Here is a 25,461-nt window from a genome sequence, read left to right as displayed (position 1 = left end):
CTTGCTATCTCCGATAGACTTTGAAAAGCAGTTCAATCAATCGGCTGAACAGTGTCTACAAAGTTAGTGGCGATTCACTTTGTAATATAAATGGAATCACTACAGTCATTAAAGTTATAGCACTCAAGAAAATCGTGATTAGATTTAGCCAATAATTTGCTACTTCAGTTCTTGTCTTGGCCTCATTTGCTATAGCTTGAGTTAATTCAATTTTTGTTTGAATTATTTTTTCGTTATGCTCAAGAGATGTTTGCATTTTTAATTCTAGAGTCTCCACTTTTTTAGAGAGCTCATCAATCTCTTTAGTATTGCTTACTTCTTTTGAATCGGCTGAATTTAAAATAATTAAGCTAAGCAATATTATGCTTAATACTAGTAGCTGATTTCTTATTTTAGTAGTTTTCATTAAGTAAGTTTTCTAGAAGATTGAAGTTTATGAAATCATAGATATCTATTCGATATTAATCCAAATGTGCTACTAATGCAGCTTGTACAGATCAAGTAGAAAAATGCCCTAAAGAATATAAGACCTATTGGTAATGAGTGCAAGCCGCTAACTATCTCCAAGCGTTTCCCAAACATTAAGCCTAATACACGCCCAAGCATCACGCCGATGGTCACCATGGTAAATGTGGCTAAACCAATGGCTGCCGCTGTAATGAATATATTCACATCCATAAACGCCAGGCTGAAGCCCACGGCCATGGCATCTATGCTGGTGGCAACTGCGGTGAGGGCGAGGATGTAGAAGGAGTGCTTGGTGGGTTTTTCTGCTTCGGGTTCTGCTGGTTAAAAGCGTTTATGTTGTTGGCTCATCCATCGATGTTTCCAGTACCGCTAGCATCGTCACCAAATGGTTATCCAATTGCTTACGTGATTCAGCGGGTAATGAGTCGAGTATGGCTTTCTCATTGGCGATGTGCGCTTCCACTGCTTGATTGATCAGGTTTAGTCCAGCTTCTGTGAGTTGCACAAGCATGCTGCGCAGGTCTTCACTGCTTTTGACGCGCTCCACTAGCCCGACTTTTTCCAACCGTTGTAGCCTATGCGTCATGGTGCCTGAGGTGACCATGAGGGAAGAGTAGAGGGCAGTTGGGGCCAGGCTGTAAGGAGGGCCAGCGCGCCTAAGCGTTGCTAGCACATCAAATTCCCAACTGGTCATGCCAAAGTGTTCAAAGGTCTGGTCTAGCTTGCGCCTGAGCAGCATTTCGCAGCGCGCGAGGCGGCCAATTAAGCCCATGGGGCTTGGGTCGAGGTCGGGGCGTTCGCGTCGCCATTGGTTCATGATGTGGTCGACGGCATCTTCTTTTTTGCGCATGTTTGCTCCTGCATTTATCTTGACTTCAAGATAAATTAACCGTAGTCTGAATATATCTTGAACTCAAGATAAATGTGATATTAACCTACTGTGGGAGGCGTGTGTGATGAAAGCAGGGCGCTGGTGGCTGATGGTTGCAATTCTGTTAGTCGCCGTCAATTTACGTCCGGCGATGGCGGCACTTGGCCCGTTGTTGGATTTGATTCAACAAGGCACTGGCCTGGATGCGACAGGGGCGGGTTTGCTGACCACGTTGCCTGTATTTTTAATGGGCCTGGGGGCGTTGTTGTCGCAGTCTTTACGTCAAAAGTTGGGTGAGGTGAACGGTGTTACCTTAGGGGTAATATTGATTATGCTGGCTTGTGCCGCTCGCGGTTATTGGGATTCCGCGTTGGCTATGTTAGCCAGTGCTGCAGTGGTTGGGGTAGGGGTTGCGCTGGTGCAGGCATTATTGCCCGGCTTGATCAAAGGGCACTTTGGGGCAGCCACTGGCCGCATGATGGGTTTGTATACCACCGGCATTATGGGCGGGGCTGCTGTGGCCGCCGCGAGCGCGGCCCGGCTGAATGAAACGCTGGGTTGGCAGCACACCTTGGCTTGGTGGGCGTTGCCAGCAGTGGTGGCATTGATTGCCTGGATTACTGCTACGGCACCGCGTAAACGGCCTGCAGTCATTCAAACGCAGCATGCGCCCATGCAGTTTTGGCGCTATAGCAGAGCTTGGGCGCTGATGCTGTTTTTCGGCATTGGCACAGGTGTATATACGCTGATTCTTGCCTGGTTGCCGCCGTTCTATGTCGAGCTCGGCCAGAGCCGCCAGTTAGCCGGAGATATATTGGCGGGTTTGACATTAACCGAGGTGATTGCGGGAGTGATTGTTTCAGCCGTGGTGGGCAAATATCATGATCGCCGCCCATTGCTCTTTACCGCTTTGGGTTGCACGTTGGCCGGGTTGGCGGTGATGGTTGTGGCACCTATCAGCATGGCATTCGTGGCCATGGTGTTGCTAGGCTTGGGGGTAGGTGCGTTATTTCCGTTATCACTGATTTTGGCGATGGATCATTTGGATGATCCCAGGTTTTCTGGCGATCTGGCGGCTTTTGTGCAAGGTGGCGGTTATATGATCGCCAGTTTGATGCCATTCTTAGCGGGTTGGGTGAAGCGCGAATTTACGCACTTGTCGTGGGCATGGATGGGCGTATTTGTGGCCGTGTTCCTTATCACTTTGCTTGCCGTACGATTCTCCCCGGCAAGTTATCACAAGGCATTTGCTGGCTAATGCGTTGCGGCTCACACTGGATTAGCGGCTGTTTATAAATGCTTCAAACGCGTGCGCAGGCAGCGGCTTAGAGAACAAATATCCTTGTACTTCATCACAGCCGGATTCACGCAAATGCTTGAGCATGGCTTCATCTTCTACGCCTTCGGCGATCACTTCTAAATTCAAGGTATGTGCCATCTGCACAATGGCGCGCACAATGGCGGCGTCGTTGGGGTCGGTGTTGATATCACGCACAAACGATTGGTCGATTTTGAGGCGGTCGATATTGAATCGTTTGAGGTAGGCGAGGCTGGAGTAGCCAGTGCCGAAATCATCGATGGCGAGTTTCACCCCTAGCTGTTTCAGCACATCGAGCTGGGCGAGCAGGTGGTCTATATCTTCGAGCAAAATAGACTCAGTGAGTTCGAGTTCTAGCAGGCGTGGTTCGAGGCCGGTTCTTTCCAGGGCTTTGATAATCACCTTATCAAGGTTGCCGCGGCGGAATTGAACGGCAGAGACGTTGACGGCAATGCTGAGCGGTGGCAGGCCGTTCTTTTGCCATTCCATGGCCTGGCGGCAGGCTTCTTCTATCACCCACTCACCAATCTCGACAATTAGGCCGGTCTGCTCGGCAATGGCGATAAATTGTGCCGGAGGTTGCATGCCGTTGTGTGGATGACGCCAGCGAATCAGCGCTTCGGCGCCAATGACTTGGGCGCTGCTGAGGTTAATTTGCGGCTGGTAATGTAGCTCAAACTGGTGGTGGGCGAGGGCTTCGCGCAGGCCGTAGGCGATGTTGAGGTAGTGCAGGCTGTCAGTATTCAGTTTCTCAGTAAAGAAACGGGCCGTGTTACGGCCTTCTTCTTTGGCTTGCGACATGGCTTTACGCGCGCGGCCAAACAATTTTTCAAAGTCGTTGCCATCGGTGGGGTAGACGGCGACACCGACTGAGCAGGAGGTGGAAATATTGTTACCGGCAAAGGCGAATGGCGACGAGATTTCGTTGAGCAGCGTATCTACAATGTAGCTGATGGACTCATCATCGTGCATATGATTGAGCAGGATAATGAATTCATCGCCGCCGTGGCGGCAGATGCTGTCAGTCTCGCGCAAGCAGGCTTTGAGGCGCTCGGCAAATAGTCTCAGCAGCTTGTCGCCCGAGGCATAGCCTAGTGAGTCATTGAGGAACTTGAAGTTATCCAGGTTGAGCGCGAGTACGCCAATGTTGCTATTGGCCGTAGCCGCCATGGAAATGGCGTTTTCCAGCCTGTCGCGGAACAGGGTAATGTCTGGCAGGCCGGTCAGGGCGTCATGTGAGGATAAATACTGAATCTCTTTTTGTGCCGACTTGAGGTCACTGATATCACTGAAGGTGCCTACGTAATGCGTGACTTCTCCGGCGGTATTTTTGACTTCGGTAATAGAGAGCCACTCGGGGAACACTTCGCCGTTTTTGCGCCGGTTCCAGATTTCACCACGCCAATGGCCAAAGTTGGTGACACTCTCCCACAGGTTGCGGTAGAAACCTGCATCGTGCAGGCCGGAGGAAAGGACTTTAGGCGTTTTGCCCTTAATGTCATCCAGGGTAAAGCCTTGCATCTTGGTAAATGCCGGATTCACAGACAAAATCACCTGGCGTACATCGGTCACCATAATGCCTTGCTCACTGCCTTCAAACACTTTTTCAAACTGGCGCAGGCTCTCTTGTGATTTATTGCGGTTGAGCACGATCCCTATGATGGCTGAGCCGATTTCTAGCAGCATGCGGTGAAACTGGCCTGGCTCACGGTGCTCAAAGCTGGAGAGGGCGAAGGTACCAATGACCTTGTTTTCGGCGGAAAAAATTGGGATAGACCAGCAGGATCTGACGTCAAACTCATAGGCCAGGTGGCGGATATCTTGCCAGCGTTCGTCGGTAAAGGTATTACTGACATATTGCACTTTTTGCTGGTAAATCACATTGCCGCAAGAGCCGCCACCTGGGCTGGGGCGCAAACCGTTGATTTTGTGGATTTGTGCCAGGGTGAGGCTGGGTGCGGCGTAGACGTTGAGCAATTCGTTATTGTCATCCATCAGCATGACAGAGCTGAAGGCATTGGTGAGCAGGTTTTCGGCCAGGCGGCAGATTTGGTTGATCACTTCCATGTGATCTGCGCCGCGTGCGACTGACTCCAGGATGGCGCGTTGTAAGGTGAGCAGCTGGTTTTGCTCCGCAATAGACAGCGGCCCGCTGTCTATTGGGTTGACATGTTGAACCGATGAAGCAGTAGGGTGTGCGCTCAAAGGAGTATCCAGTCTTTTATAGAATGGTTTGTTTGCTAATTAGTGTTCTCTTTTTGTCAATTGATGTCAATAGGTTTGATGTTAGCGAGTCCGGTTTTCCAGTTGCGGCATCACCCATTTGCGGAACATCAGTGGCGTAATCATGGTGGTCACCACACCCATCAGCACCAGCACCGAGAACAGGTCCTGGCCAATAAAGCCGCGGTCGTAGGCGATGCTGGCAATGACCAGCTCCATGACGCCACGGCCATTGAGGATAAAGCCTATGCCTAGTGAGTCGCTTTTAGAGAGGCCGATGAGGCGGCCACCCAGCCAGCCAGCGAGGATTTTGGTCACGATAGACACGGCGAGCACGACCGCGACAAACCAGAATGAGTCGATGACTTGCATTTTGAACTCCAGGCCAAGGTAGGCAAAAAATACCGGTGCCAAGAATCCACCTGTAATTGAGCTCAGGGTTAACTCGAGCTCTTTGTAGCGAGCGGGCAGGAAGAACTTGCGGTCTATGAGCAGAGCGCCAAAAAATGCGCCTATGACGAAATGGAAGCCCAGCGCAGCACTGACCGAGCCGAATATCAGCACCAGCAGCAATAGCAGGCCGAAGAGGGCTTCGTTGCCTATCAATTCCACCAGCTTTTCTGACCACTGGTCTATGCTGATGCCTTTTTCAATGACTTTTTTAATCAGCAAGCTGACGCTGACAATGAGTACAATCAGCAGGATCAGCTTCCAACTGGCATGGAAAATAGCACCGCCCACGGCCTGGTAGGATTTTTGTTCCGGCAGGTTAAGAATCACGCCCAATACCAGCAGGGCAGCAATATCGTTAAAAATAGCGGTAGCGACCGAGTAGCGCGCGATGTTGGAGTCCAGTAATTTAAAGCTCTGCAAGATGCTGACGGTGACTGGCAGTGCCGTAATCGACACGCACAAGCCAAGAAAAATCGTGCGGCTGACATCGAGGCCAAAGCCTATGCCCACCAGGATGCCACCGGTGAGTGGTAGTAAAAATCCTAACAGGGCAATGACCACGCCTTTGCCGCGCATGGAATCGATCACTTCCTTGAAGTTCATCTCCAGACCTGCAGAAAGCACGATCAAAAACACGGCGAACTCAGAGATGCCTGATAGCGCCGGGGTTGGCGCAATCAGGTTGAGAATGCTGGGGCCCAGAATCACCCCGGCCAGCATTTCACCAATAATCGCCGGTTGGTTAAAGCGGCTGAATACCTGGCCTAGCAGGCGGGCGGTGACGATGAGGATAAGCAGGGTAGTCAATAAAGGCATGATTCTCTCTTTGTTTTGTTACCAGACAGCCGCCAGCGTTGGATGGTTCTGCATGTGGGGACGCACAATAAAAATACATTCATGAATGTATAATTATTTAGAGTGTAAATCATTTATACAGGCAATGGCACGCCTAGTTTGTAAAAAAAACAGGTGATTCAACGCTGAGGAAGGTAAAGCAGAGTGCAGCTGTCAGCCTTAGTTGGCGAGCACTTGTATCATTTCTTTGCGGTTTTTGCGCGAACGTTTGTTGGCGTACATGCGTTTGTCGGCAATGCGCATCAGTTCTTCGGTATTGCTGGCTTCATGGGCAAAGACGACGCCCATGCTGGCGCCAGCGCTGACAAACCCTTCTTTCTGCATTTGCAGATGTGTGTATTCAAGCTGATGCTGGCACCATTCCACATCATCCTCATGGCACACGATGGCAAATTCATCGCCACCCAGGCGATATAACTGGCCGTGGATATCCAGTTTTTTGGAGAGGATCTGGCTGAAGCTTTTTAATAAATGATCGCCAGCCTCGTGGCCGAAATGGTCGTTCACATACTTAAGGTTATCCATGTCTAGAAACATCAAGCAACCATGCTCTGGAAACTGCAGCATTTGGTTCTCAAGCGCATGCCGGTTCGGCATTTCCGTGAGCCTGTCTGTCATGGCTAATGAGCGTGTGCTTTGCAGTTCAGCCAGCATGTGCTCTTTTTCTTTATGCAACCGGTTAATCTGGAAAGCAACCAGTAGCGAGAGCATGATGGCTTCGACCGCAACGGCGATCAGGCCGAGTTGTTCTATGGTCCAGGCGTTGGAAGTCAGGCGTTCTGCCGTGATGGATAATCCCCCCAGTACACCAAAGACGGTGATGGCAATCAGGTAGAGTTGGGCAATGCGGTGTTTTTTTAAACTGAGCCTGATGCCACAGATCAGGCCAAATGTCAGGAAAATGGCCACGCCAAATCTATCCATTTCCAGCATCCAGTTAGGGAAGATCATGGCTGTGACCAGCAGGGCCAGCAGGGCGATGCGGGCTAGCAGGGACAGATGGTAAAGCTTTGGATGGTGCAACGGGTTGATGCCCAGCAAGTGGCAGACAAAGCTGACATAAGCCAGGTTGGAGAACAGAATAGGCAAGCTGGTGAGGTAGAACCAATGCCATTCAAACAACTGTTTAAAGGCACCCAGCGCCGCACTTTGGAAAACCAGGTTGCCGAGGATAAACAGGGCGTACATACGCTCGGTCGCATGGCCGGGGGCGGCGCCTATTGCTGCATAATAGGTGAAGATACCTAATAGCACACCGAGCAGCAACAGGCTGGTCGCGCTGGTGAAGTTGACCTGCTGCTGGTAGCTGGCCAGTTCAGAGACAAACACTTCAGGTTGTGCCAGGTAATAAGGAGATTGCAGCCAGGTGATCAACCGGTAAGTACCAGGCGTCAGGTGAATAATACGGCCATGCCTGAGCATGAAAGGATCGCTTTCCGGACTGCTTAAACCACCTTTGATAATGCTGGTTTGTTGGTTGCTGTCGGTGATTTCATGTTGAAAATGCGCGATGGTCGAGGTGTTTTTGAAGTCAATCACATACTGGTCGGCATGTGAAATATTCAACACGCTTTGGCAGACGAATTTACCGCCTTGCAGCGGAATGCTGGCAACAATCACCCCTTTGCTGTTCATGCAGGTCGTGCCAAGCAGGGTCGGCGCGGCTGCTGAGGCCTGCGGCATCAGGGAAACCCATAACGCAATCAGCATCCAGAATAAGAAACGTTGCAAGCCTATTGTCCAGTAAAGTATCAAATCTCGACGCAGTGTACATGAAACATTCCGTAGGGCGGACGTGAGCAAGCATTAAATAAGGCAAAGAATTACTAACTAACGTGTGGCAAATAGCCAATAAAAAACCCGCATAAATGCGGGTTGCAAGCAGGCTATAAAATGCTTATTTATCTTCGACAGCGGCTTTCGCTGCGTCTGCCGTTTCGGCGGCTTGCTGCTCAGCGGCAGCCGCTGCTTCCTTCGCTGCCTTGACGGCATCAGCTGCGGCATCTTTGGCTTCGCTGGCCGCTGTGTCAGCATGTTCTTGTGCAGATTCAATGGCTTGTTCAATCTGTGGCTCTTTGTCACCGCAAGCCACCAACAGCGTGCTGCTCAAGGTAGCAATCAGTAATAAACGAATGAATGATGACATAGTCGTGTCCTTTATAAGATGAGTGATTAGCTATTGTGATGTGAGATGTTTAATCTGGGATACGCAAGACCTGGCCAGGATAGATTTTGTCTGGATGGTTGAGCATAGGGCGATTGGCCTCGAAAATTTTCATATAGCTATTGGCATTGCCATACATTTCTTTGGCGACTTTAGACAAGGTATCCCCTTTCACCACCGTGTAAAACCTGGCTTCAGGTGCTGGGCTGGGGACGTGAAGCTGGTCTTGTACCGCCTCAACACCCGCGACATTGCCACAGCAGAGCAAGATTTTTTCTTTATTTTCTTGCGTATCAATATTGCCTTGTACGATCACGGTGCCACTGGCGCCATCAAACTTCACATCATAGCCGGTGGTCGGTAAATTGTTTTTGGCAATATAGCTTTGAATGGCTTTGGCCGCGGCCGCGTTAGCCGCGTCAACGTTTACCGGGGTAGGTGCCTTGCTTGCTGTTTCCTGTGCGGCTTTGGCTTCTCCGGCGCCAAATAGTTTTTCACCTGCTTCTTTGATAAAAGAAAATAATCCCATCACTTGCTCCTGACTTGTTATTTTATGAAAAGAAATTTCATCATAGCAAATTGGCGCCGCGGTCACTACCCGTTGAGCTTAAAAATGTCGTTGCTAGGGCAAAGTTTGTAACTGGCTGACAATTTGCTCACTCAGCAGGTCCAGATCCTGGCCCAAGGCACGTACCAAGGCTGGATAACCGTTTTCAGCCAACGGTGTGCTGAACTTGAATGCCCGGCTGGGGCCTGCCACCTGATTGGCGCTGATAAGTTGCCATTGCCCGCTGAGGACGGCATAACCGCGCATCTGCCCGTGAAACTGCTCTATGGTCAGGTGCAGGGTGTTGGCGGCGGGCAAGCCAGGTTGCGGGTCAACCACAAGGGTATTTCCTAATCGGCTGGCGAGGCGTGCGCGCAGGCCGCGTCGTAACTCCTGCGACAGGTTGTCTACCCAAAGATGGTCACGTGCTGGCTGCATGGTGATATCGTCGGTCTGGATGATGATGCGGTCTGTATCCAGGTAATCGGCCAACTGGAGACGGCCAAGTGCGAGGGTGCGCGTCAGTGTGGGCGTTTTCGTGGTGGCAGGCTGCGGCGTTGTGACTTCCGGCAGGCTGTAACGTTCGGTTTTCACCGGTGGGTTGGATTTGAAGCAGCCGCTTAAGCTGAGTCCCAGCAATACCGCCAGCCCAAATCGTAATTGTATTGTTTTTGTCATCAGTCGCGTTCCTTACGGGGCTGCCGGCGCCATTGGCACTGGGTCGTTAGCTGGTTTGCGGTCAAACAGGATGGCATTTGGCTGCTCATTCAAGGTGCGCGCCAGCGGCTGGATATCACGCAAGGCTTTATCCAGGCGTTGCAGGGTGGTGGTGAGTTCCTGGTAGGCCGGCGATTCTGGCGACAAGCCTTTTAATGTCGTGCGCAGGTCCTGCATGGTCTGGTTGATATTGGCTGGCATCTGCTGCAAGTCAGGCTGGCTGAGCAGTTGGTTCACTTGCTGGCTCAGGGCACGGATTTCCTGCATGGTTTTTTCAGACTGCTGCAGGTTTTTATCCAGGCCGGACAAGACCGGTTCGACTTTCAAACCATTGAGTTTATCCAGCAGGTCAGACAGTTTTTGTTCAATCTGGGCCAGGTTAGTCGAGGTGGTTGGCATCACTGGCAATCCTTCAAAACGCTCGCGCTTGTAAGCCTTAGGGCCGTGTCCGTCCATATTGAGGTCAACAAATACCGAGCCCGTAATCAGGTTGCCGGATTTAAGGGTGGCATGCAGGCCTCGCTGCAACATCTGCGCGATGCGGGTTTTCCATTCTTCCAGGTCAGCCTTGTCATTATCGGCTAGGCGGCCAGGTTCCAGGTGGATCAACACCGGGATGGCGTAACGGAAGTCTTTTTTACGTTCTGGCGAGTTAAATTTCCACGGCACATTCATCACTGTGCCCACACGCAAGCCGCGGAATTCTACCGGCGCGCCTTTGGATAGGCCGCGTACGGTGTCATCTACCAGTAGCACATATTCCAGGTATTGGTCGTAGGTTTGCTGGCGTGCCGCCTCTTCATTGGCAAACAGTTCAAAGGTGGCCTCGGAGCGCACCGGTTTGCCCATCGGCCTGTCATCGACATGGCCGAAACTGACGCCACCTGCGATGAGAGACTCCACGGTTGGAATATTGGCCTTAAAGCCTTCGGAATCCAGTTTGACATCAATGCCCACGGTGGTCCAAAAGCGTGTGTTGTCGGTGACCAGCACATCGTAAGGATGTTCGACAAAGAGTTCATGTTGCATCTGGCGTTGCTTGGGGTCAAAAGTGGCACTGACCACACGGCCTACGCGTAAGCCCTGATAACTCACCGGATCACCCACGCGCAAAGAGTTTCCGACTTTGCCGATCAGGTTAACGTGCACACCCTGCGCACCATTGAGTGAAATCGGCGGTTGATCCAGCACGGTGAACTGGTCGGTTTCTTCCTGGCTTTTGCCCGGTTGCAATTGAATATAAGACCCGGAAATCACCGTATTCAGGCCGCTGATGCCTTCTAGCCCGATGCGTGGCTTGACCACCCACAACTGGGTGTCTTTGACCAGCATGGGCTGTGCTTTAGGCGTAATGCGCGCCAGTACTTCAATATGGGTGAGGTCTTCTGACAGCGTGACTTGTTCCACCAGGCCGATATCTACGCTATGCACCTTGATTTTGGTTTTGCCTGCCTCTATGCCCTCGGCATTGGTGAGTGACAGGGTGATTTGCTTGCCCGCCTTGGTGTAGTTGTCGTAAATGAGCCACAAGCCGATGAGCAGGGCGACGATAGGGACGATCCAGATGGGTGACAGCCGTGCCTGTTTGCTGACTTTGGCCAGCAGCTGGGTATTTTCTTGGGAATTCTCTTGATTATTCTCGGTCATGCGTGTTTCCTTGGGTGTCCCAGAGCAGGCGCGGGTCAAACGCCATGGCAGCCAGCATGGTAGTAATCACCACCGCGCAAAACGCCAGTGCTGCCGGGCCTGGCAACACAGACATCAGGTTGCCTGATTGTATCAAGGCAACCATGATGGCGACGACAAATACATCGACCATGGACCAGCGGCCTATGAGTTCTGTCAGGCGGTAAAGCCTGGTTTTTTGCTGTGCACTGAGTGGGCCTGGATGTTGTGCCAGGCAGGTGAGTAAGACCAGTATGAGCATCTTAATAATCGGCACCAGTACGCTGGCGACAAAAATGACCACTGCAATCGGCTCTGAGCCATGTTGCCATAGCTCCAGCATGCCGCCAATAATGGTGGACGAGTGTGTCTGTCCCAATGAAGTGGTGATCATCATCGGGTAAGCATTGGCGGGGATGTAGAGCACTGCGGCGGTGATTAATAATGCCCAGGTAAACTCCAGGCTGTTGGGCTTGCGCATATGCAGGGTGCTACCACAGCGGCTACATGCATAAGTCGTTGCTGTCATAGAGGCGGGGAGGGTGTTGATTAAACCGCAAGTAGTGCAACCGGTGGCATGTTGCTGTGCCGCATTGCTGCCGCAATGAATGCTGGTATCTGGCGGCGGCTCACCAGCCAGCCGGTACCATAACCAGTCAATATCGACTGAGCGCGTGGTCATTAGCAACAGCAGCGCAAACACGCAATAGGCCCAGAATGAAGCGCCTAGCTGCACCTCGCCAATGTCGGTCAACTTCACCAGGCTGACCAGCGCGGCCACCATAAACACATCGGCCATCATCCAGGGGTGCAGGCGCGAAAACAGGCGCGCAATGACATCACTGTAAGCGCGCGGCACCCTGCGCAGGACATTGGCCTGCATGAGGATCACCCCAATCAAATATAAGGCTGGCAGGACAAACGCAGTACAACTGACAATGAGTGCCACGAATGGCTGATGGACATTCGCCAGGGTGATGGCTGTCTGGGGCAACTCAATCTGGCTATCCAGGCCATTGGTATCCATGCTGATAAACGGGAAAGCGACAGCAATCAGTAAGGTGAGTAATGCACTAATGGCTAACGCAATGCTACGCTGGACCGGATGCAAGTGACGCCTGGCCAGCACGTGTCCACAACGCGGGCAGCAGGCGTGCTCACCAGGGCGCAGCACCGGGATCGCGCTGACCATGTCGCAGGCATGGCAGGCGCGTAATCTTCTCCATTTGGTAGGTTGCTGGGTCATTGTCATGCGGTGGATAGCGCGTGGATTTACCTGACTATTTTAGTTGGCTTTTCATGAGCATGGTAAACGGGTTGGATTTGAACACGCAAGAAAAATTCCCTCGGCCATCCCGCTGCATGCTGGTTAAGCCAATTGTGGCCCAATGGTTGGTAAAGCGTATCTGACAGCTTTATCAGTCTATGCTGCCTATATTGCCGCCAGATTTCGTTTCAATATTACGCTTTCTATCAATTTTTGGAGAAGGTGATGAGAACCGAAACGCATTTGAAATCAGGCCAGCGGGCGACGACAAACAGAGCACAAACGAGTAGGGGCAGGCATGATGTGATTGTGCTGCTCAAGCAAGACCATGCAGCGGTTAAAAAACTGTTCAGCCAATATGAAAAACTGGCCAAACAAGCAGATATGCACGGTAAGGTAAAAATCGCCAATCAAATCTGTGCCGAGTTGATTGCGCACACCCTTGCCGAGGAAGAAATCTTTTATCCGGCTGCCCGTCAGGCTACCCATGATGACGATATGCTCAATGAAGCCAATGTCGAGCATGATAGTGCGAGAGACCTGATTGGGCAGATTCAGAGCATGGATCCTCAAGATGAGATGTACGATGCCAAGGTCAAAGTGTTGGGCGAATATATTGCCCACCATGTGGAGGAAGAGGAAACCGAAATGTTTCCCATGGTACGCGCGTCGAAAAAACTCAACCTGAAAGAGATGGGTGAGATATTAAGACAGCGTAAACAGGCATTAATGAAAGAGTTGTGTAATTCTGCCGGGGAGGTTGTGCCACAGCAACTACGCGCCAAATTAGGCTTGGCTGGCCAGCATTAATGGCGTTCGTGAGAAAGGAGCCTTAGGCTCCTTTTTTATGGTTTGAGTTTAAGTATGCCAGCCTGCCGCAACCATCAATCCTTTTATGAGTAGACTGACGGTTGCCAAGGCCACAATACTGGCCAACCAGATCAGCACAAACCAGCCCAGACGCTTAATGATAGGCTTCATCTTTATTCACTTTGCCACGAAACACATAATAGCCCCAGGCGGTATAGACCAGGATAATCGGGATAATAATCACGGCACCAATGAGGGCAAACTGTTGGCTTTGTGGTGGTGCGGCTGCCGCGTGTATGGTCATTTCTGGCGGGATGATGTTGGGCCAGATGCTGATGCCTAAGCCCGCATAGCCTAGTAGCACCAGGCCAAGCGTATACATAAACGGGCTGGTCTCAGCCTTGGCTTTAAGTGCGCATTGCAATTTGTAAAAGAAAAAAATGACCAGCAAGGGGACTGGCGATAGCCATAGCAGGTTAGGCATACTAAACCAGCGCTCGGCGATGCGACTATCCATCCAGGGTGTCCATAGGCTGATCAGTCCAATAATGACTAGCAAGATAATAGAAATGTGCTTTGACAGCTTGTAACAGCGGGCTTGCAGTTCGCCTGTGGTTTTGAAAATGAGCCAAGTGCTGCCTAATAAAGCATAGGTGAACAATAAACCAAATCCGGTAAAGATTGAGAACGGTGAAATCCAATCCAGCGGCCCACCTGCATAGGCTTGGTTGACCATTTTAATGCCTTGCAAGTAAGCGCCCAGCGTCATGCCCTGGAAAAAAGTCGCTGCGATTGAGCCGCATAAGAACGCTTTGTCCCAAAAGTGTCTTTCCGTGTCTTTGGCTCTAAACCTGAACTCGAAGGCCACGCCGCGAAAAATCAATGCCATCAGCATCAACAGCAAGGGTAAGGAGAGGGCGCTTAAAATCACCGCATAAGCCAGCGGGAAAGCGGCCAGCAAGCCTGCACCGCCCAGCACCAGCCAGGTTTCGTTGCCGTCCCATACCGGGGCGACGGTATTCATCATCAGGTCACGGTCGTCTTTTTCTTTAAAGAAAAGATAGAGGATGCCTATGCCCAGATCAAAGCCATCCATGACGATATACATCATGATGCCAAACAGGATAATGATGGCCCATACCAGTGATAAGTCCATTTACTTTTCCTTTCCGGTCGCGGGGGATTTGGCATCAGGATGAAACTCTGGCGCCAGCGCAAAGGCATTCACGACGCCCGGGTTCACCGAGATGGCATCCCCTTGCAGCGCTTCATCCGTTTTTGGCCCGATATTCACCAGCCGCAATACATACAGCGTGCCCATGCCAAATACGGCCAGGTAAATAATGACGAACAAAGCCAAGGTTAGCCCGACTTCACTGGCGGTATGCGGTGTCACGGCATCTGCCGTGCGTAACACGCCATACACCACCCACGGCTGGCGGCCGATTTCTGTGGTAAACCAGCCCGACAGGATCGCAATCACCCCGGCAGGGCCCATGGCGGTGGCAAATGTGAGGAAAGGCTTATGTTGGTATAGCTGTTTTTTGTAACGTAACCATAATGAGGTGGCGGCCAGCAACATCATCAGCATGCCCAAACCGACCATGATGCGGAAGGTCCAGAAAATAATGGTGGCGTTAGGCCTGTCTTGCGGCGAAAAGTCTTTGAGTGCCGGGATCTGCGCAGTGAGCGAATGGCGTAAAATCAAACTGCCTAACACGGGGATTTCTAAGGCAAAGTGATTCTTTTCCTGCGCCATGTCCGGCCAGGCTAATAGTATTAACGGTGTGGCTTCATCGCCTTTATTCTCCCAGTGCGCTTCAATGGCAGCAATTTTTGCTGGCTGGTGTTTCAGGGTGTTTAAACCATGCATGTCGCCCACCACCACTTGCAATGGCGCCAGCAGCAAAATCAACCATAATCCCATAGAGAGCATTTTGCGGACGCTGGCATTGTCTTTGCCACGCAGTAATTGCCAGGCGCCAGAGGCAACCACAAACAATGCCGTTGCCAGGTAAGCACCTATGACCATATGCACCAGCCGGTAGGGGAAAGAAGGGTTAAAGATGATCTTGAACCAGTCAACAGGAATCACTTTGCCATCGACCAATGTGAAGCCCTGTGGCGTATGCATCCAGCTGTTCGAGGCCAATATCCAGGTGGCCGAGACCAGCGTACCAATGGCTACCATCACGGTGGCTGCAAAGTGCAATGTGGGGCCAACCTTGTTCCAGCCAAACAACATCACGCCCAGAAATCCTGCTTCAAGAAAAAAGGCCGTCAGCACTTCATAAGCCAGCAATGGCCCGGTGACGCTGCCCGCGACGCTTGAAAACCCTGACCAGTTGGTGCCGAACTGATAGGCCATGACCAGGCCAGACACCACGCCCATGCCAAAACAGAGAGAAAATAGCTTCACCCAAAAATGATATAAGTCCAGATAAACCGTATTTTTGGTTTTTAACCAGCTTGCCTCCAGCACCGCCAGGTAACTGGCCAGGCCGATGGTGATCGCCGGAAACACAATATGAAACGAAATGGTGAACCCAAACTGGATTCTGGCCAAGGTCAATGCCAAATCAGACATACATATCCTTTTACATCACTGGCAATATTCGCATAGGCGTGACGTCACGTGCTTGCGCTCACTTGCGTGGAAATTACTCGCCAGGAAATATTAACTCGCCGAGGAATATTATCAGCGTTGACTCGTATTGCTGGCAATAAGTTTTACGGGCGGGCTGGCTATTCCTGTGAATGATGCAAAATGTGGCCTAATCACGCTGCTTAAAAATGAATTGATTTCGTATAAAAACGCAATATAATGAACTTTAAGTCTATTAAATATTAATTTATTGATGTCTAAAAAAACAAATTCACTAGCGAGTGCTAACCCGGATGTGCTAAAGGCATTAGAAACGCTAGGCTTGCGCCTGCGTGCCAACCGCGTGGCTTTGGGCTGGACAGTGAAGGAGATGTCAACCCGCTTGCTCTGTTCACAGAATACTTACCGGGCGATTGAGGCTGGCAAGCCTAGCGCGAGTGTGGGCATTATTGCCAATGCACTGTGGCTGTTTGGCCAATTGGACAGTCTGGAGGCTGTTGCGCCTGTCTCCGTGAGTGCTAGTGCGTCTATTCGCGCCAGAAAAAAAACTGGCGTAACCGATGCCGCATTCATTTCAGAGGACGAGCGTGATTTCTAATCGCACCATTTATATAGGCCTGGCTGCCAGGTTCGATAACGATGTCAGGCCCGCGGTGATTTTGAAACTTGCGCGCAGAGGCGTGATTGAGTCCAGCCAATTGGCTTATGGCACCGGATTTTTGGCGGCGCCTGAGGCCTTTGCACTAAATCCGCTACATCTACCGCTTAAAAATGAAGTCGTCAGCGTGGCCGAGCGTCGCGTGCGTGACGGTGGCGCGTTACCTTTGACTTTGTGTGACGCGTTGCCGGATGCCTGGGGCCGCAAGGTGCTCGAGTCGCAGCAGGGCCGCACACTCGATGATATTGATGTATTGCTACTCACCAACGCCAATCGCGTTGGCGCAATGACTTTCGCCGAGACCTTGCCGATTCAACTGCAAGCAGCCGACAGTGAACTGTTTTCACTTGATGAAATGGCTGAGGCGGTCAAGCGACTAGAGGTCGCCATGGAGATACCGTTGCACCTGCGTCGACTGCTCAATAAAGGGGGCAGCCTGGGTGGGGCCAGGCCCAAAGCGGATTTCATCCACGATAATAAAAGGTGGATTGCAAAATTTCCGGCAAGCAGCGATGACCACGATGTAGAGTTGCTTGAGGCCGCGGTGCTGGCACTGGCCGCACTCTGTGGCATAGACGTCCCTCCACACAAGCTGGAGCGGATACATCGCGGGTATGCTTTGTTAGTGCAACGTTTTGACCGGGCTGGCACGGTGGATGACGAAACGCGCATACATTACCTCTCGGCATCTGCGTTACTTAATGTCCCCTACAACTCAAATGGCGGCAGTTATATTGAGTTCGCGCAGGTGATCAGGCAGATTTCGGCCAACCCCGAGCACGATTTAAATCAGCTGTACCGCAGAATGGTCTTCAACCTCATCATCGACAATACGGATGATCACGTCAAAAATCATGGCATGCTGCATGTCAAAGGCAATCAATATCAACTATCACCCGCGTTTGACATGGTAATGCAACTCAGCAACATCCATTACCAGGCGCTGGCTATTTTCCCGGGCAACAATCTTTCCAAGCTCAGCTTGGCCATACGTGCGGCTTCACATTTCGGTATTAACGAAAATATTGCCAAAGCAATCATTGACGATATTGAAGATAAAACGCGTCAACAGTTATTGCCTATTGTTGAAAGGTTAGGTGGCAGTGATGTGCTGATGAGAAGAGTGCAGCAGTGTTTGGATCGGCAGATGGCTTTTATTCACGCGGAGTAGCTTGCGTGAAGCTGGGGTAAAGGTGGTCTTTTTAGAAAACCATTATTCAGTACGGCGAATAAAGCAAAAGGCCTTGCATTTCTGCAAGGCCTTTTTTATTTGGCTCCTCAACCTGGGCTCGAACCAGGGACCTACGGATTAACAGTCCGGCGCTCTACCGACTGAGCTATTGAGGAATCGGTACGTCGTTTGAAGGCGCTATATTACTGAGACCACGCCCCTTGGTCAACCACTTTTTGCGAAATATTTTATATTTTTTGTAGTTGACAAATCGACAGCTAGAAATGGCTTGCACGCGCCCTGTTTTAAGCAAATTTTTGTAATATTCTGAGCCTCTGGCCTTGACAGCGGCAGGTTTGTCAGGGTGCTGACTTATAATGTGCGTCAGGAGAATACTATGCGAACCATGGTTGGAAAAATTGCGAGTGTGGATGGCGTGGCAGAAGTGATTGATGCCCGCGGTCAGCATCATCGTCTGGCAGCAGGCGACTGGTTGCGTGAGGGCGATCGTTTGGTCACCAGCCACGGTGCTGCTGTGACGGTTGAAACGACTGTGGGTGGCCTGGTGCAGGTGAGTGAGTCGCAGACCATCACCTTGAACACGCAGTTGAGTGCTGACTTTATGGCCGATAGCAGTGACGATGCGGTGAACCCGTGGTTATTGCAGCAGGTGCTGTCTGCGATTCAGTCTAAAGACGATGTGCTGGATTTGTCTGCTTTGCTGGGGGCGATGCCAGCGGGCGATGGTTTTAGCGCATTTGCGGCTGAGGCGCCGGTTGCTTTGCATATTGAGGATTTGATTCAGGACCATTCTGCGTCCGCTGGTGGGCATGCAGGCTTGGTGGCAAGTGATGTGGCTGGTTTGATGGCGAACACCGGGTTGCCGAGTGAAGTGGCATTGCAGCAAAGCCTGCTAAAAGACTTTATTAAGGATTGATCTGTCACACCAATAAAAAAAGCGCCCCAGGGCGCTTTTTTTATTGTAAGTCATTGGCTTGCTACTTACTTTAATGCTTTTTCAATACGATCCAATGCTTCACGCAGGTTTTCCATGCTGGTGGCGAATGAGATGCGGAAATAGCCTTCAGCGCCGAAAGCGGAACCTGGCACGACGGCCACATTGTGTTCTTCCAGCAGGTATTCCGCTAATGCCATGTCTGTGGCTGCGTTGATTTTGCCGGCCTGGTGCAGGCTGGCGATGGCCTGACGTGCATCCGGGAAGGCATAGAACGCACCGCCGGCCATTAAACAGCTCAGGCCTGGCATGGCGTTAAAGCGGTCTACCACATATTTATGGCGCTCACGGAAGGCAGCTACCATTGGCTTGATACAGTCTTGTGAGCCACTCAGTGCTGCTTCGGCAGCATATTGTGAAATTGAAGCCGGGTTGCTGGTGGACTGGCTTTGCAGGATTTCCATGGCTTTAATAATGTAAGCCGGGCCTGCAGCATAACCAATACGCCAGCCGGTCATGGAGTAGGCTTTTGAAACGCCGTTCAACACGATGCAACGGTCTTTGAGGCCTGGCGCTGCGTTGAGGATGTTATGGAATTTGTCGCCCGTCAGGTTGACGTGCTCATACATATCATCGGTGGCAACCAGCACATGCGGGTGTTTCAGCAGCACTTCCCCCAGGGCTTTTAATTCGTCTAGGGTATAGACGGCGCCGGTTGGGTTGGAAGGGGAGTTAAACATGACCAACTTGGTTTTAGCGTTAATGGCCGCTTCGAGTTGTGCTGGCAGCGGTTTAAAACCTTGCTCAATGCCACATTCGAGAATCACCGGTTTGGCTTCGGCGACCATGGCGATATCGGCATAGCTCACCCAGTAAGGCGCTGGCACAATCACTTCATCGCCAGCATTCAATACCGCCAGGCACAGGTTGAAAATAGTTTGCTTACCGCCCACGCCGACGATCACTTCGTTCAAGGCATAGTCAAAACCGTTTTCATTTTTGAACTTGTTAACAATGGCTTTTTTCAGCGCAGGAATGCCGCTGACAGGCGTGTATTTGGTGTAACCGGCATCAATCGCTGCCTTGGCTGCATCTTTAATATGTTGTGGCGTATCAAAGTCTGGCTCACCAGCAGCCAGGGCAATAATCGGGCGACCTTCGGATTTGTATTTCGCAGCTTTGGCAGTAATGGCCAAAGTTGGGGATTCTTTAATGGATAACACGCGTGCAGACAGCACGTTGGCGGCAGCTTGGCTCAAGATTGCTTCCTTGTTGGTCGACTATGCTCAAACAGGCCGCTAAGTGCGACCTGCAAAAAATTGAAAAACGCAATATTTTACGCAAAAAAACACCGCTGTGGAAGCTGGCGCACGCTATTTTGTCAAAATAATCAAGCCGTTATTTCTGGCAATGTTGTTCGCAGCTGAGATAGGCCTGGTAGACGGAAACCAACAAGGGGTCGATTTGCTGCAGTTGTGCCTCGATCTGATGCACGGTTTGCTGGTCACCGAGCTGCTGGGCGACCTCACCACGTTTGAACCAGGCTTCGACAAATTGTTTGTCCAGGCTGACTGCCTGGTCAAAGGCGCTGGCCGCCGAGGTGAGTTGTTTTAAGGATAATTGTGCCAGGCCCAGGCTAAACCAGGCATCTGCGCTGGTGGGTTCTTGCTGCGTCCATAAGGTGCTCACTTTTTGCAAGGTTGCCCAGTCTTGCCGTGACTCAGGCACTGCGGCACGCATATAAAAAGGTTTTTTGTCTTCATCTTCTTCCCACAGCGCTTTGCCGTGTACCGGAAACTCTGTGCTGGCAGGCATTTTTTCCAGGGTTTCCAGCCATTCCACAGGCAGTGCAAAGTGGATGCTGCCGCCATTGCCCGCAGTTTTGAAAGTGTTGATGCCGACCAGCCTGCCTTCCATGTCAAACAGGCCGCTACCGCTGGCGCCCATGAGAAACTTGGCGCTGCTGCGTATCATATTGCCCGGTTGTGTAGGGTAGAGACCCTGAATTTCACCGACGGAGGTGATGGGTGCCGGGACGCCATTGGAGTGGCCGATGGCGGTGATTTCCTGCCCGCGCGTGAGGGTTAGGCTGTTGCCGCGCTGCACGGGTTTAAAGGGCATGTTGTGGGTGGTGACCAGGCAGAGGTCGTGCCAGGCGTCGGCGCGTACGTCGGTAATCGGGTAACTGTCCTCACCGCGTGATACCCAAGGTTGTTTGGTGGCACGCAATACATGGCAGTTGGTCACCACTTGATTGTCTGCCACCACCACGCCGGAACCATAAGCCATGCCGCCATCCAGATTGTAGCCACGGATCATGACGACGCTAAAATAGGCTTCCATCAGGGCCTGTTGGTTATAGGCGTTGGCAACGGATGTGCCGAGTAACATGCATGCTAAAAACAAGTGTTTCACGTGATTCCCCAGGTGCCCGTTTTGATGTTTTTAAAATGACTGATTCTTGCGATAAAAGTTCGGGCCGCAAGCATCTCCGAAAATTGTAAATCCTGCGCCTGTGACCACAAAAACAGTTAAAATATGATTTATACCATTCTTGTCTCCAGATTGTTCTTGTGATCGTCACTTTTCCTGGCAGTAAATACGAATTGCACCAGCCGTTTCCCCCTGCTGGCGATCAGCCACAGGCGATTGAAAAGCTCACGCAAGGCATTGAAGAGGGGCTGCAATTTCAAACTTTGCTCGGCGTGACGGGGTCAGGCAAAACCTACACCATGGCTAACGTGATTGCACGCACGGGTAAACCGGCGATTGTCATGGCCCCCAACAAGACACTGGCGGCACAGCTCTATAGTGAATTCAGGGAGTTTTTCCCCAATAATGCGGTGGAGTATTTCGTCAGTTATTACGATTACTACCAGCCCGAAGCCTATGTGCCTTCGCGCGACCTGTTTATTGAAAAAGACTCCAGCATCAACGACCATATCGAGCAGATGCGCTTGTCTGCGACTAAAGCCATCCTGGAGCGCGAAGATACGGTGATCGTGGCGACGGTGTCGGCGATTTACGGTATAGGTGACCCGGGTGAGTACCATGGCATGGTGCTGCATATCCACCAGGGTAAAAAGGTCGCGCAAAAAGACATCGTGACGCAGCTGATTAACATGCAGTATGACCGCAACGATTTCGACTTTAGCCGTGGTTGTTTCAGGGTGCGTGGCGATATTATTGATGTGTTCCCGTCAGAAAACAGTGAAACAGCGGTGCGCATCAGCCTGTTTGATGATGAAATTGAGAGCATCCAGTTGTTTGACCCGCTCACCGGCCAGGTGTTTAACAAAATCCATAACTTCCGTATTTTCCCTTCCAGCCATTATGTGACGGCGCGTGAAGCCACGGTGCGGGCGATGGATACGATTAAAGAAGAGCTGCGCCAGCGCGTGAGCTTTTTCCTCAGTGAAAACAAGCTGGTAGAAGCGCAGCGTATTGAACAGCGCACACGCTTTGACCTGGAAATGCTCAATGAAATCGGCTTCTGTAAAGGCATTGAGAACTACAGCCGTCATTTAACGGGCCGTCCTCCAGGCAATCCACCGCCCACATTAATTGATTATCTGCCTGCAGATGCGTTGATGATTATTGATGAAAGCCACGTCACCGTGCCGCAAGTGGGTGGCATGTATTTAGGTGACCGCTCGCGTAAATCCAACCTGGTCGATTATGGTTGGCGGCTGCCTTCGGCCATGGATAACCGTCCGCTCAAGTTTGAAGAGTTTGAGCACATTATGCGCCAGTGCGTGTTTGTGTCAGCAACGCCTGCAGATTATGAAAAAAACCACCAGCAGCAAGTGGTAGAGATGATCGCGCGTCCGACTGGCCTGGTTGACCCCGAGATCACAGTGAAACCAGCTGATACGCAAGTGGATGATTTGCTGGGCGAAATTAAATTGCGTGTAGAGGTGGGCGAACGCGTGCTGGCGACCACACTCACCAAGCGCATGGCCGAAGATTTGACCGATTACTTAAGCGAGCATGGCGTCAAAGTGCGCTATCTGCATAGTGATATTGATACCGTAGAGCGTGTGGAAATTATCCGCGATTTGCGTTTGGGCGAGTTTGATGTGCTGGTGGGCATTAACCTGTTGCGCGAGGGCCTGGATATTCCAGAAGTGTCGCTGGTGGCTGTGCTGGATGCAGACAAAGAAGGCTTCTTGCGTTCTGAACGGTCATTGATCCAAACCGCAGGCCGCGCAGCGCGCAACCTCAACGGCAAAGTGATTTTTTACGGTAACAAAATTACCCGCAGCATGAAACTGGCGATGGATGAAGCCGATCGCAGACGCAAGATCCAACTGGCATTTAATGCCGAACACGGCATCACGCCTAAAGGCGTGACCAAACGCATCAAGGATATTATTGATGGCGTTTACGATAAGGACGAAGCCCAGCGTGAACGCAAGGCCGCGCAGGAGCAGGCCAGCTACGAAAACATGAGCGAAAAAACCTTGACCAAAGAGCTCAAGCGGATTGAAAAAGCCATGCATGATGCAGCCAAGAACCTGGAGTTTGAAAAAGCGGCGCAATACCGTGATCAGCTGAAAAAACTTAAGTTACAGGCATTCGGTGCCGAAGTAGAAGATTTGAAATGACCACCTTCCATCTCTGTATTGGCTCGATTGCTGCCGTGTGCACTACGCTAGCATTTGTGCCACAGGTCGTGCAATCCTGGCGTACCAGAGACTTAAGTGGTATTTCACTGCCTATGTATACGATTTTTACCGTCGGCGTGTTGCTTTGGCTGATTTACGGCATCCTCATCCAGGATTGGCCGGTCATTATTGCTAATGCGATCACGGCGATGTTGGCCAGTGTGGTTCTGTTGTTAAAATTGAAATCATGCTTGGCACGCTGAATCAGATTTTTTATTAATGATGTTTATAACTATTTTATTTTAGGATACGACCATGAAGAAAATTACAAAAGCAGTGTTCCCGGTAGCGGGGCTAGGTACCCGTTTCTTGCCGGCGACCAAAGCCAGCCCCAAGGAAATGCTGCCGGTGGTGGATAAGCCGTTGATTCAATATGCCGCAGAAGAGGCGATTGCAGCTGGTGCCACCGAGCTGATTTTTATCACTGGCCGCAACAAGCGTTCGATTGCCGACCATTTTGACAAAGCCTACGAACTGGAAGCCGAGCTGGAGGCCGCAGGCAAGCAAAAACTGCTGGATATCGTGCACAGCATCCTGCCAAAAGGCGTGAGCTGCGTATTTATCCGTCAATCACAAGCGTTGGGCCTGGGTCATGCGGTGTTGTGTGCCAAGCCGGTGGTGGGTAACGAACCATTTGCGGTATTGCTGGCTGATGATTTACTGGTGGGTGATGTCTCTATCACCAAGCAAATGGTGGATATGTATACCGAGCAGCAATGTTCTATTTTGGGCATTGAAACCGTGGCGCCGGAAGAAACCAGCAGCTATGGCGTGGTGGATGCCGTGGCTAAAACTGACGACTTGCTTGAAGTGAAAGGCATGGTAGAAAAACCAAAGCCAGAAGAAGCGCCTTCTAACCTGGCAGTAGTCGGCCGTTATGTGTTGAGCCCACGTATTTTTGATTGCCTGGAGCATGTGAAGCCAGGCAAGGGTGGTGAAATTCAGCTGACCGATGGTATTTCTGCTTTGATGGAATTCGAAAAAGTCATGGCTTATCGCTACAAAGGCAAGCGTTATGACTGCGGTAGCAAACTGGGCTTTATGCAGGCCAACGTGGAGCTGGGATTGAAGCATCCTGAAATTGCTGATAGCTTCAAAAGCTACCTGAAAACATTGTCCATCTAAACAACCATGCAGGCAGCACAACAGCAATCGCCAGACTTTTGGCTGGCACACTCGGACGTGGTGTTTACTGCGGAAGAGGTCGGCCTCGCGATAGACCGCATGGCGGCACAATTGCGCGAGCGCTTATCCGGCGGCCAGCCTGTGGTGCTGTTGTGTGTGATGCGTGGTGGTTTATACCTGGCTGGGCAGTTAATGAGCCGCTTGGCCTTGCCTGCCCGGTTGGACTACCTGCAGGCCAACCGTTATCACGGCACCACCGGGCAAGAGATTGTCTGGAGTAAACGCCCGGAACTGGATCTGGCCGGGCAAACCGTTGTTGTACTCGATGATATTCTGGATGAAGGTGTGACGCTGGCAGCAGTCGTTGCACACTGCCGTGAAGCAGGTGCCGAACAGGTACTGACCGCTGTGCTCACCGAAAAAGACAATGGCTTGCAAAAACCGTTGCTGGCCGATGTCGTGGGATTAACCGTGCCTAATCGCTATGTGTTTGGTTGCGGCATGGATGTGTATGGCTGGTGGCGAAATCTGCCAGAAATTCGCGCCTTGCAAGCCTAGTTTTCGCCCATCTATGCACATGGTTCATGCACGCAGCACAGAACCGTATTCGCCACTCAGCTCTCAACAGCCTAGGTTCGTTATACAAGGTGACTTCCTTGCTGGCAATGACCTCCATGTTTATAACTGGTTGTTAAAACTAAAGCCAACCGGAAAAGAAAAAGGCACCTCATCAAAAGGTGCCTTAAACCGGAGACGGTACGTCTTAACCGGATCGGGGAAGCGCTGATTATCGAGCTCAAACGAGTTGTCTCCTTCAAGCTATTTTAGGTGTCATCAAACACGAATAGTTAGGATGCGAGGAATCATTAGCGATGGATATAGGAGTTGTTCCTGAGTTGGATTTACTGCCCTAAATATCTGT

Annotated in this window: 24 protein-coding genes, 1 tRNA gene and 1 pseudogene; 9 read left to right on the top strand and 17 right to left on the bottom strand. The window is 51.2% G+C overall.

Annotated elements, in window-relative coordinates; all coding sequences use genetic code 11:
* Positions 1–55 precede the first annotated feature (55 nt).
* The 3 genes and pseudogenes from ACIDE9_RS08220 to ACIDE9_RS08210 all read right to left on the bottom strand — a co-directional run bounded on the left by ACIDE9_RS08220 (position 56) and on the right by ACIDE9_RS08210 (position 1,318).
* The gene (locus ACIDE9_RS08220; RefSeq protein ID WP_411994043.1) at positions 56–406 is read right to left on the bottom strand and encodes a hypothetical protein; all 351 of its coding nucleotides are present in this window, start codon (positions 404–406) and stop codon (positions 56–58) included.
* 35 nt (positions 407–441) lie between these two features.
* Positions 442–765 (bottom strand): annotated as a pseudogene (locus tag ACIDE9_RS08215) (manganese efflux pump); the annotation flags it as partial.
* Positions 766–799: 34 nt separating this feature from the next.
* Positions 800–1,318 (bottom strand): MarR family winged helix-turn-helix transcriptional regulator, encoded by a 519-nt coding sequence (locus ACIDE9_RS08210; protein ID WP_411994042.1) that lies wholly within the window; start codon positions 1,316–1,318, stop codon positions 800–802.
* A gap of 106 nt (positions 1,319–1,424) precedes the next feature.
* Here ACIDE9_RS08210 and ACIDE9_RS08205 point away from each other — a divergent pair, with 106 nt between their 5' ends.
* The gene (locus ACIDE9_RS08205; protein ID WP_411994050.1) at positions 1,425–2,597 is read left to right on the top strand and encodes an MFS transporter; all 1,173 of its coding nucleotides are present in this window, start codon (positions 1,425–1,427) and stop codon (positions 2,595–2,597) included.
* Positions 2,598–2,618: 21 nt separating this feature from the next.
* On the opposite strand, the gene ACIDE9_RS08200 is transcribed toward ACIDE9_RS08205, so the two are convergent.
* From ACIDE9_RS08200 to ACIDE9_RS08165, 8 genes are all read right to left on the bottom strand, one after another.
* Positions 2,619–4,862 carry an EAL domain-containing protein gene (locus ACIDE9_RS08200; RefSeq protein WP_411994041.1) on the bottom strand — a complete coding sequence of 748 codons (2,244 nt, stop codon included), beginning with the start codon at positions 4,860–4,862 and terminating at the stop codon, positions 2,619–2,621.
* 81 nt (positions 4,863–4,943) lie between these two features.
* Complete coding sequence (locus tag ACIDE9_RS08195) at positions 4,944–6,149, bottom strand: cation:proton antiporter (protein ID WP_411994040.1); 1,206 nt, start codon at positions 6,147–6,149, stop codon at positions 4,944–4,946.
* A gap of 198 nt (positions 6,150–6,347) precedes the next feature.
* On the bottom strand, positions 6,348–7,919 hold the full coding sequence (locus tag ACIDE9_RS08190; RefSeq protein WP_411994039.1) for a GGDEF domain-containing protein: 1,572 nt from the start codon (positions 7,917–7,919) through the stop codon (positions 6,348–6,350).
* A gap of 166 nt (positions 7,920–8,085) precedes the next feature.
* Positions 8,086–8,334 (bottom strand): hypothetical protein, encoded by a 249-nt coding sequence (locus tag ACIDE9_RS08185; RefSeq protein ID WP_411994038.1) that lies wholly within the window; start codon positions 8,332–8,334, stop codon positions 8,086–8,088.
* Between the two features lie 49 nt (positions 8,335–8,383).
* On the bottom strand, positions 8,384–8,881 hold the full coding sequence (lysM, locus tag ACIDE9_RS08180) for a peptidoglycan-binding protein LysM (RefSeq protein WP_194753321.1): 498 nt from the start codon (positions 8,879–8,881) through the stop codon (positions 8,384–8,386).
* A gap of 93 nt (positions 8,882–8,974) precedes the next feature.
* Complete coding sequence (locus ACIDE9_RS08175) at positions 8,975–9,577, bottom strand: membrane integrity-associated transporter subunit PqiC (protein ID WP_411994037.1); 603 nt, start codon at positions 9,575–9,577, stop codon at positions 8,975–8,977.
* Positions 9,578–9,589: 12 nt separating this feature from the next.
* The gene (pqiB, locus tag ACIDE9_RS08170; RefSeq protein ID WP_411994036.1) at positions 9,590–11,263 is read right to left on the bottom strand and encodes an intermembrane transport protein PqiB; all 1,674 of its coding nucleotides are present in this window, start codon (positions 11,261–11,263) and stop codon (positions 9,590–9,592) included.
* The gene (locus ACIDE9_RS08165) at positions 11,250–12,533 is read right to left on the bottom strand and encodes a PqiA/YebS family transporter subunit (RefSeq protein ID WP_411994035.1); all 1,284 of its coding nucleotides are present in this window, start codon (positions 12,531–12,533) and stop codon (positions 11,250–11,252) included. The genes pqiB and ACIDE9_RS08165 overlap by 14 nt, the downstream gene beginning before the upstream one ends.
* Positions 12,534–12,773: 240 nt before the next feature.
* Here ACIDE9_RS08165 and ACIDE9_RS08160 point away from each other — a divergent pair, with 240 nt between their 5' ends.
* Entirely contained in the window at positions 12,774–13,358 is a 585-nt protein-coding gene (locus ACIDE9_RS08160; protein WP_411994034.1) for a hemerythrin domain-containing protein, read from the top strand.
* Positions 13,359–13,406: 48 nt separating this feature from the next.
* Here ACIDE9_RS08160 and ACIDE9_RS08155 read toward each other — a convergent pair whose 3' ends face one another.
* From ACIDE9_RS08155 to ACIDE9_RS08145, 3 genes are read right to left on the bottom strand one after another with little or no spacing between them, the layout of a single operon-like run.
* Positions 13,407–13,529 (bottom strand): DUF2474 domain-containing protein, encoded by a 123-nt coding sequence (locus ACIDE9_RS08155; protein ID WP_411994033.1) that lies wholly within the window; start codon positions 13,527–13,529, stop codon positions 13,407–13,409.
* A complete protein-coding gene (cydB, locus tag ACIDE9_RS08150) occupies positions 13,513–14,514 on the bottom strand; it encodes a cytochrome d ubiquinol oxidase subunit II (protein WP_411994032.1) in 1,002 nt (333 codons plus the stop codon). Before cydB ends, ACIDE9_RS08155 begins: the two co-directional genes overlap by 17 nt.
* Entirely contained in the window at positions 14,515–15,945 is a 1,431-nt protein-coding gene (locus ACIDE9_RS08145) for a cytochrome ubiquinol oxidase subunit I (protein ID WP_411994031.1), read from the bottom strand.
* 271 nt (positions 15,946–16,216) lie between these two features.
* Here ACIDE9_RS08145 and ACIDE9_RS08140 point away from each other — a divergent pair, with 271 nt between their 5' ends.
* Positions 16,217–16,561, top strand: a complete 345-nt coding sequence (locus tag ACIDE9_RS08140; RefSeq protein WP_411994030.1) for a helix-turn-helix domain-containing protein — start codon at positions 16,217–16,219, stop codon at positions 16,559–16,561.
* Complete coding sequence (locus ACIDE9_RS08135) at positions 16,551–17,792, top strand: type II toxin-antitoxin system HipA family toxin (protein WP_411994029.1); 1,242 nt, start codon at positions 16,551–16,553, stop codon at positions 17,790–17,792. Before ACIDE9_RS08140 ends, ACIDE9_RS08135 begins: the two co-directional genes overlap by 11 nt.
* A 100-nt stretch (positions 17,793–17,892) precedes the next feature.
* On the opposite strand, the gene ACIDE9_RS08130 is transcribed toward ACIDE9_RS08135, so the two are convergent.
* Positions 17,893–17,968, bottom strand: a tRNA-Asn gene (locus tag ACIDE9_RS08130).
* A gap of 221 nt (positions 17,969–18,189) precedes the next feature.
* Here ACIDE9_RS08130 and ACIDE9_RS08125 point away from each other — a divergent pair.
* A complete protein-coding gene (locus ACIDE9_RS08125; protein ID WP_411994028.1) occupies positions 18,190–18,729 on the top strand; it encodes a hypothetical protein in 540 nt (179 codons plus the stop codon).
* 65 nt (positions 18,730–18,794) lie between these two features.
* On the opposite strand, the gene ACIDE9_RS08120 is transcribed toward ACIDE9_RS08125, so the two are convergent.
* Together ACIDE9_RS08120 and ACIDE9_RS08115 are read right to left on the bottom strand one after the other, a co-directional pair.
* Complete coding sequence (locus ACIDE9_RS08120; RefSeq protein WP_411994027.1) at positions 18,795–20,006, bottom strand: pyridoxal phosphate-dependent aminotransferase; 1,212 nt, start codon at positions 20,004–20,006, stop codon at positions 18,795–18,797.
* Positions 20,007–20,145: 139 nt separating this feature from the next.
* Complete coding sequence (locus ACIDE9_RS08115; RefSeq protein WP_411994026.1) at positions 20,146–21,138, bottom strand: trypsin-like peptidase domain-containing protein; 993 nt, start codon at positions 21,136–21,138, stop codon at positions 20,146–20,148.
* Positions 21,139–21,320: 182 nt separating this feature from the next.
* On the opposite strand from ACIDE9_RS08115, the gene uvrB reads away from it, so the two are divergent.
* From uvrB to ACIDE9_RS08095, 4 genes are read left to right on the top strand one after another with little or no spacing between them, the layout of a single operon-like run.
* The gene (uvrB, locus tag ACIDE9_RS08110; RefSeq protein WP_411994025.1) at positions 21,321–23,354 is read left to right on the top strand and encodes an excinuclease ABC subunit UvrB; all 2,034 of its coding nucleotides are present in this window, start codon (positions 21,321–21,323) and stop codon (positions 23,352–23,354) included.
* A complete protein-coding gene (locus tag ACIDE9_RS08105; protein ID WP_194753379.1) occupies positions 23,351–23,617 on the top strand; it encodes a SemiSWEET transporter in 267 nt (88 codons plus the stop codon). The genes uvrB and ACIDE9_RS08105 overlap by 4 nt, the downstream gene beginning before the upstream one ends.
* A gap of 52 nt (positions 23,618–23,669) precedes the next feature.
* Positions 23,670–24,539, top strand: coding sequence for a UTP--glucose-1-phosphate uridylyltransferase GalU (gene galU / locus ACIDE9_RS08100; protein ID WP_194741016.1), 870 nt, complete (start codon positions 23,670–23,672; stop codon positions 24,537–24,539).
* A gap of 6 nt (positions 24,540–24,545) precedes the next feature.
* Entirely contained in the window at positions 24,546–25,097 is a 552-nt protein-coding gene (locus ACIDE9_RS08095) for a hypoxanthine-guanine phosphoribosyltransferase (RefSeq protein WP_411994024.1), read from the top strand.
* Positions 25,098–25,461 lie beyond the last annotated feature (364 nt).

The sequence above is a fragment of the Methylophilus sp. 'Pure River' genome (assembly GCF_046765995.1).
GTDB lineage: Bacteria > Pseudomonadota > Gammaproteobacteria > Burkholderiales > Methylophilaceae > Methylophilus.
Note: the sequence above shows the minus strand (reverse complement) of the source record. Positions and strands in the feature narration are given on the sequence as shown.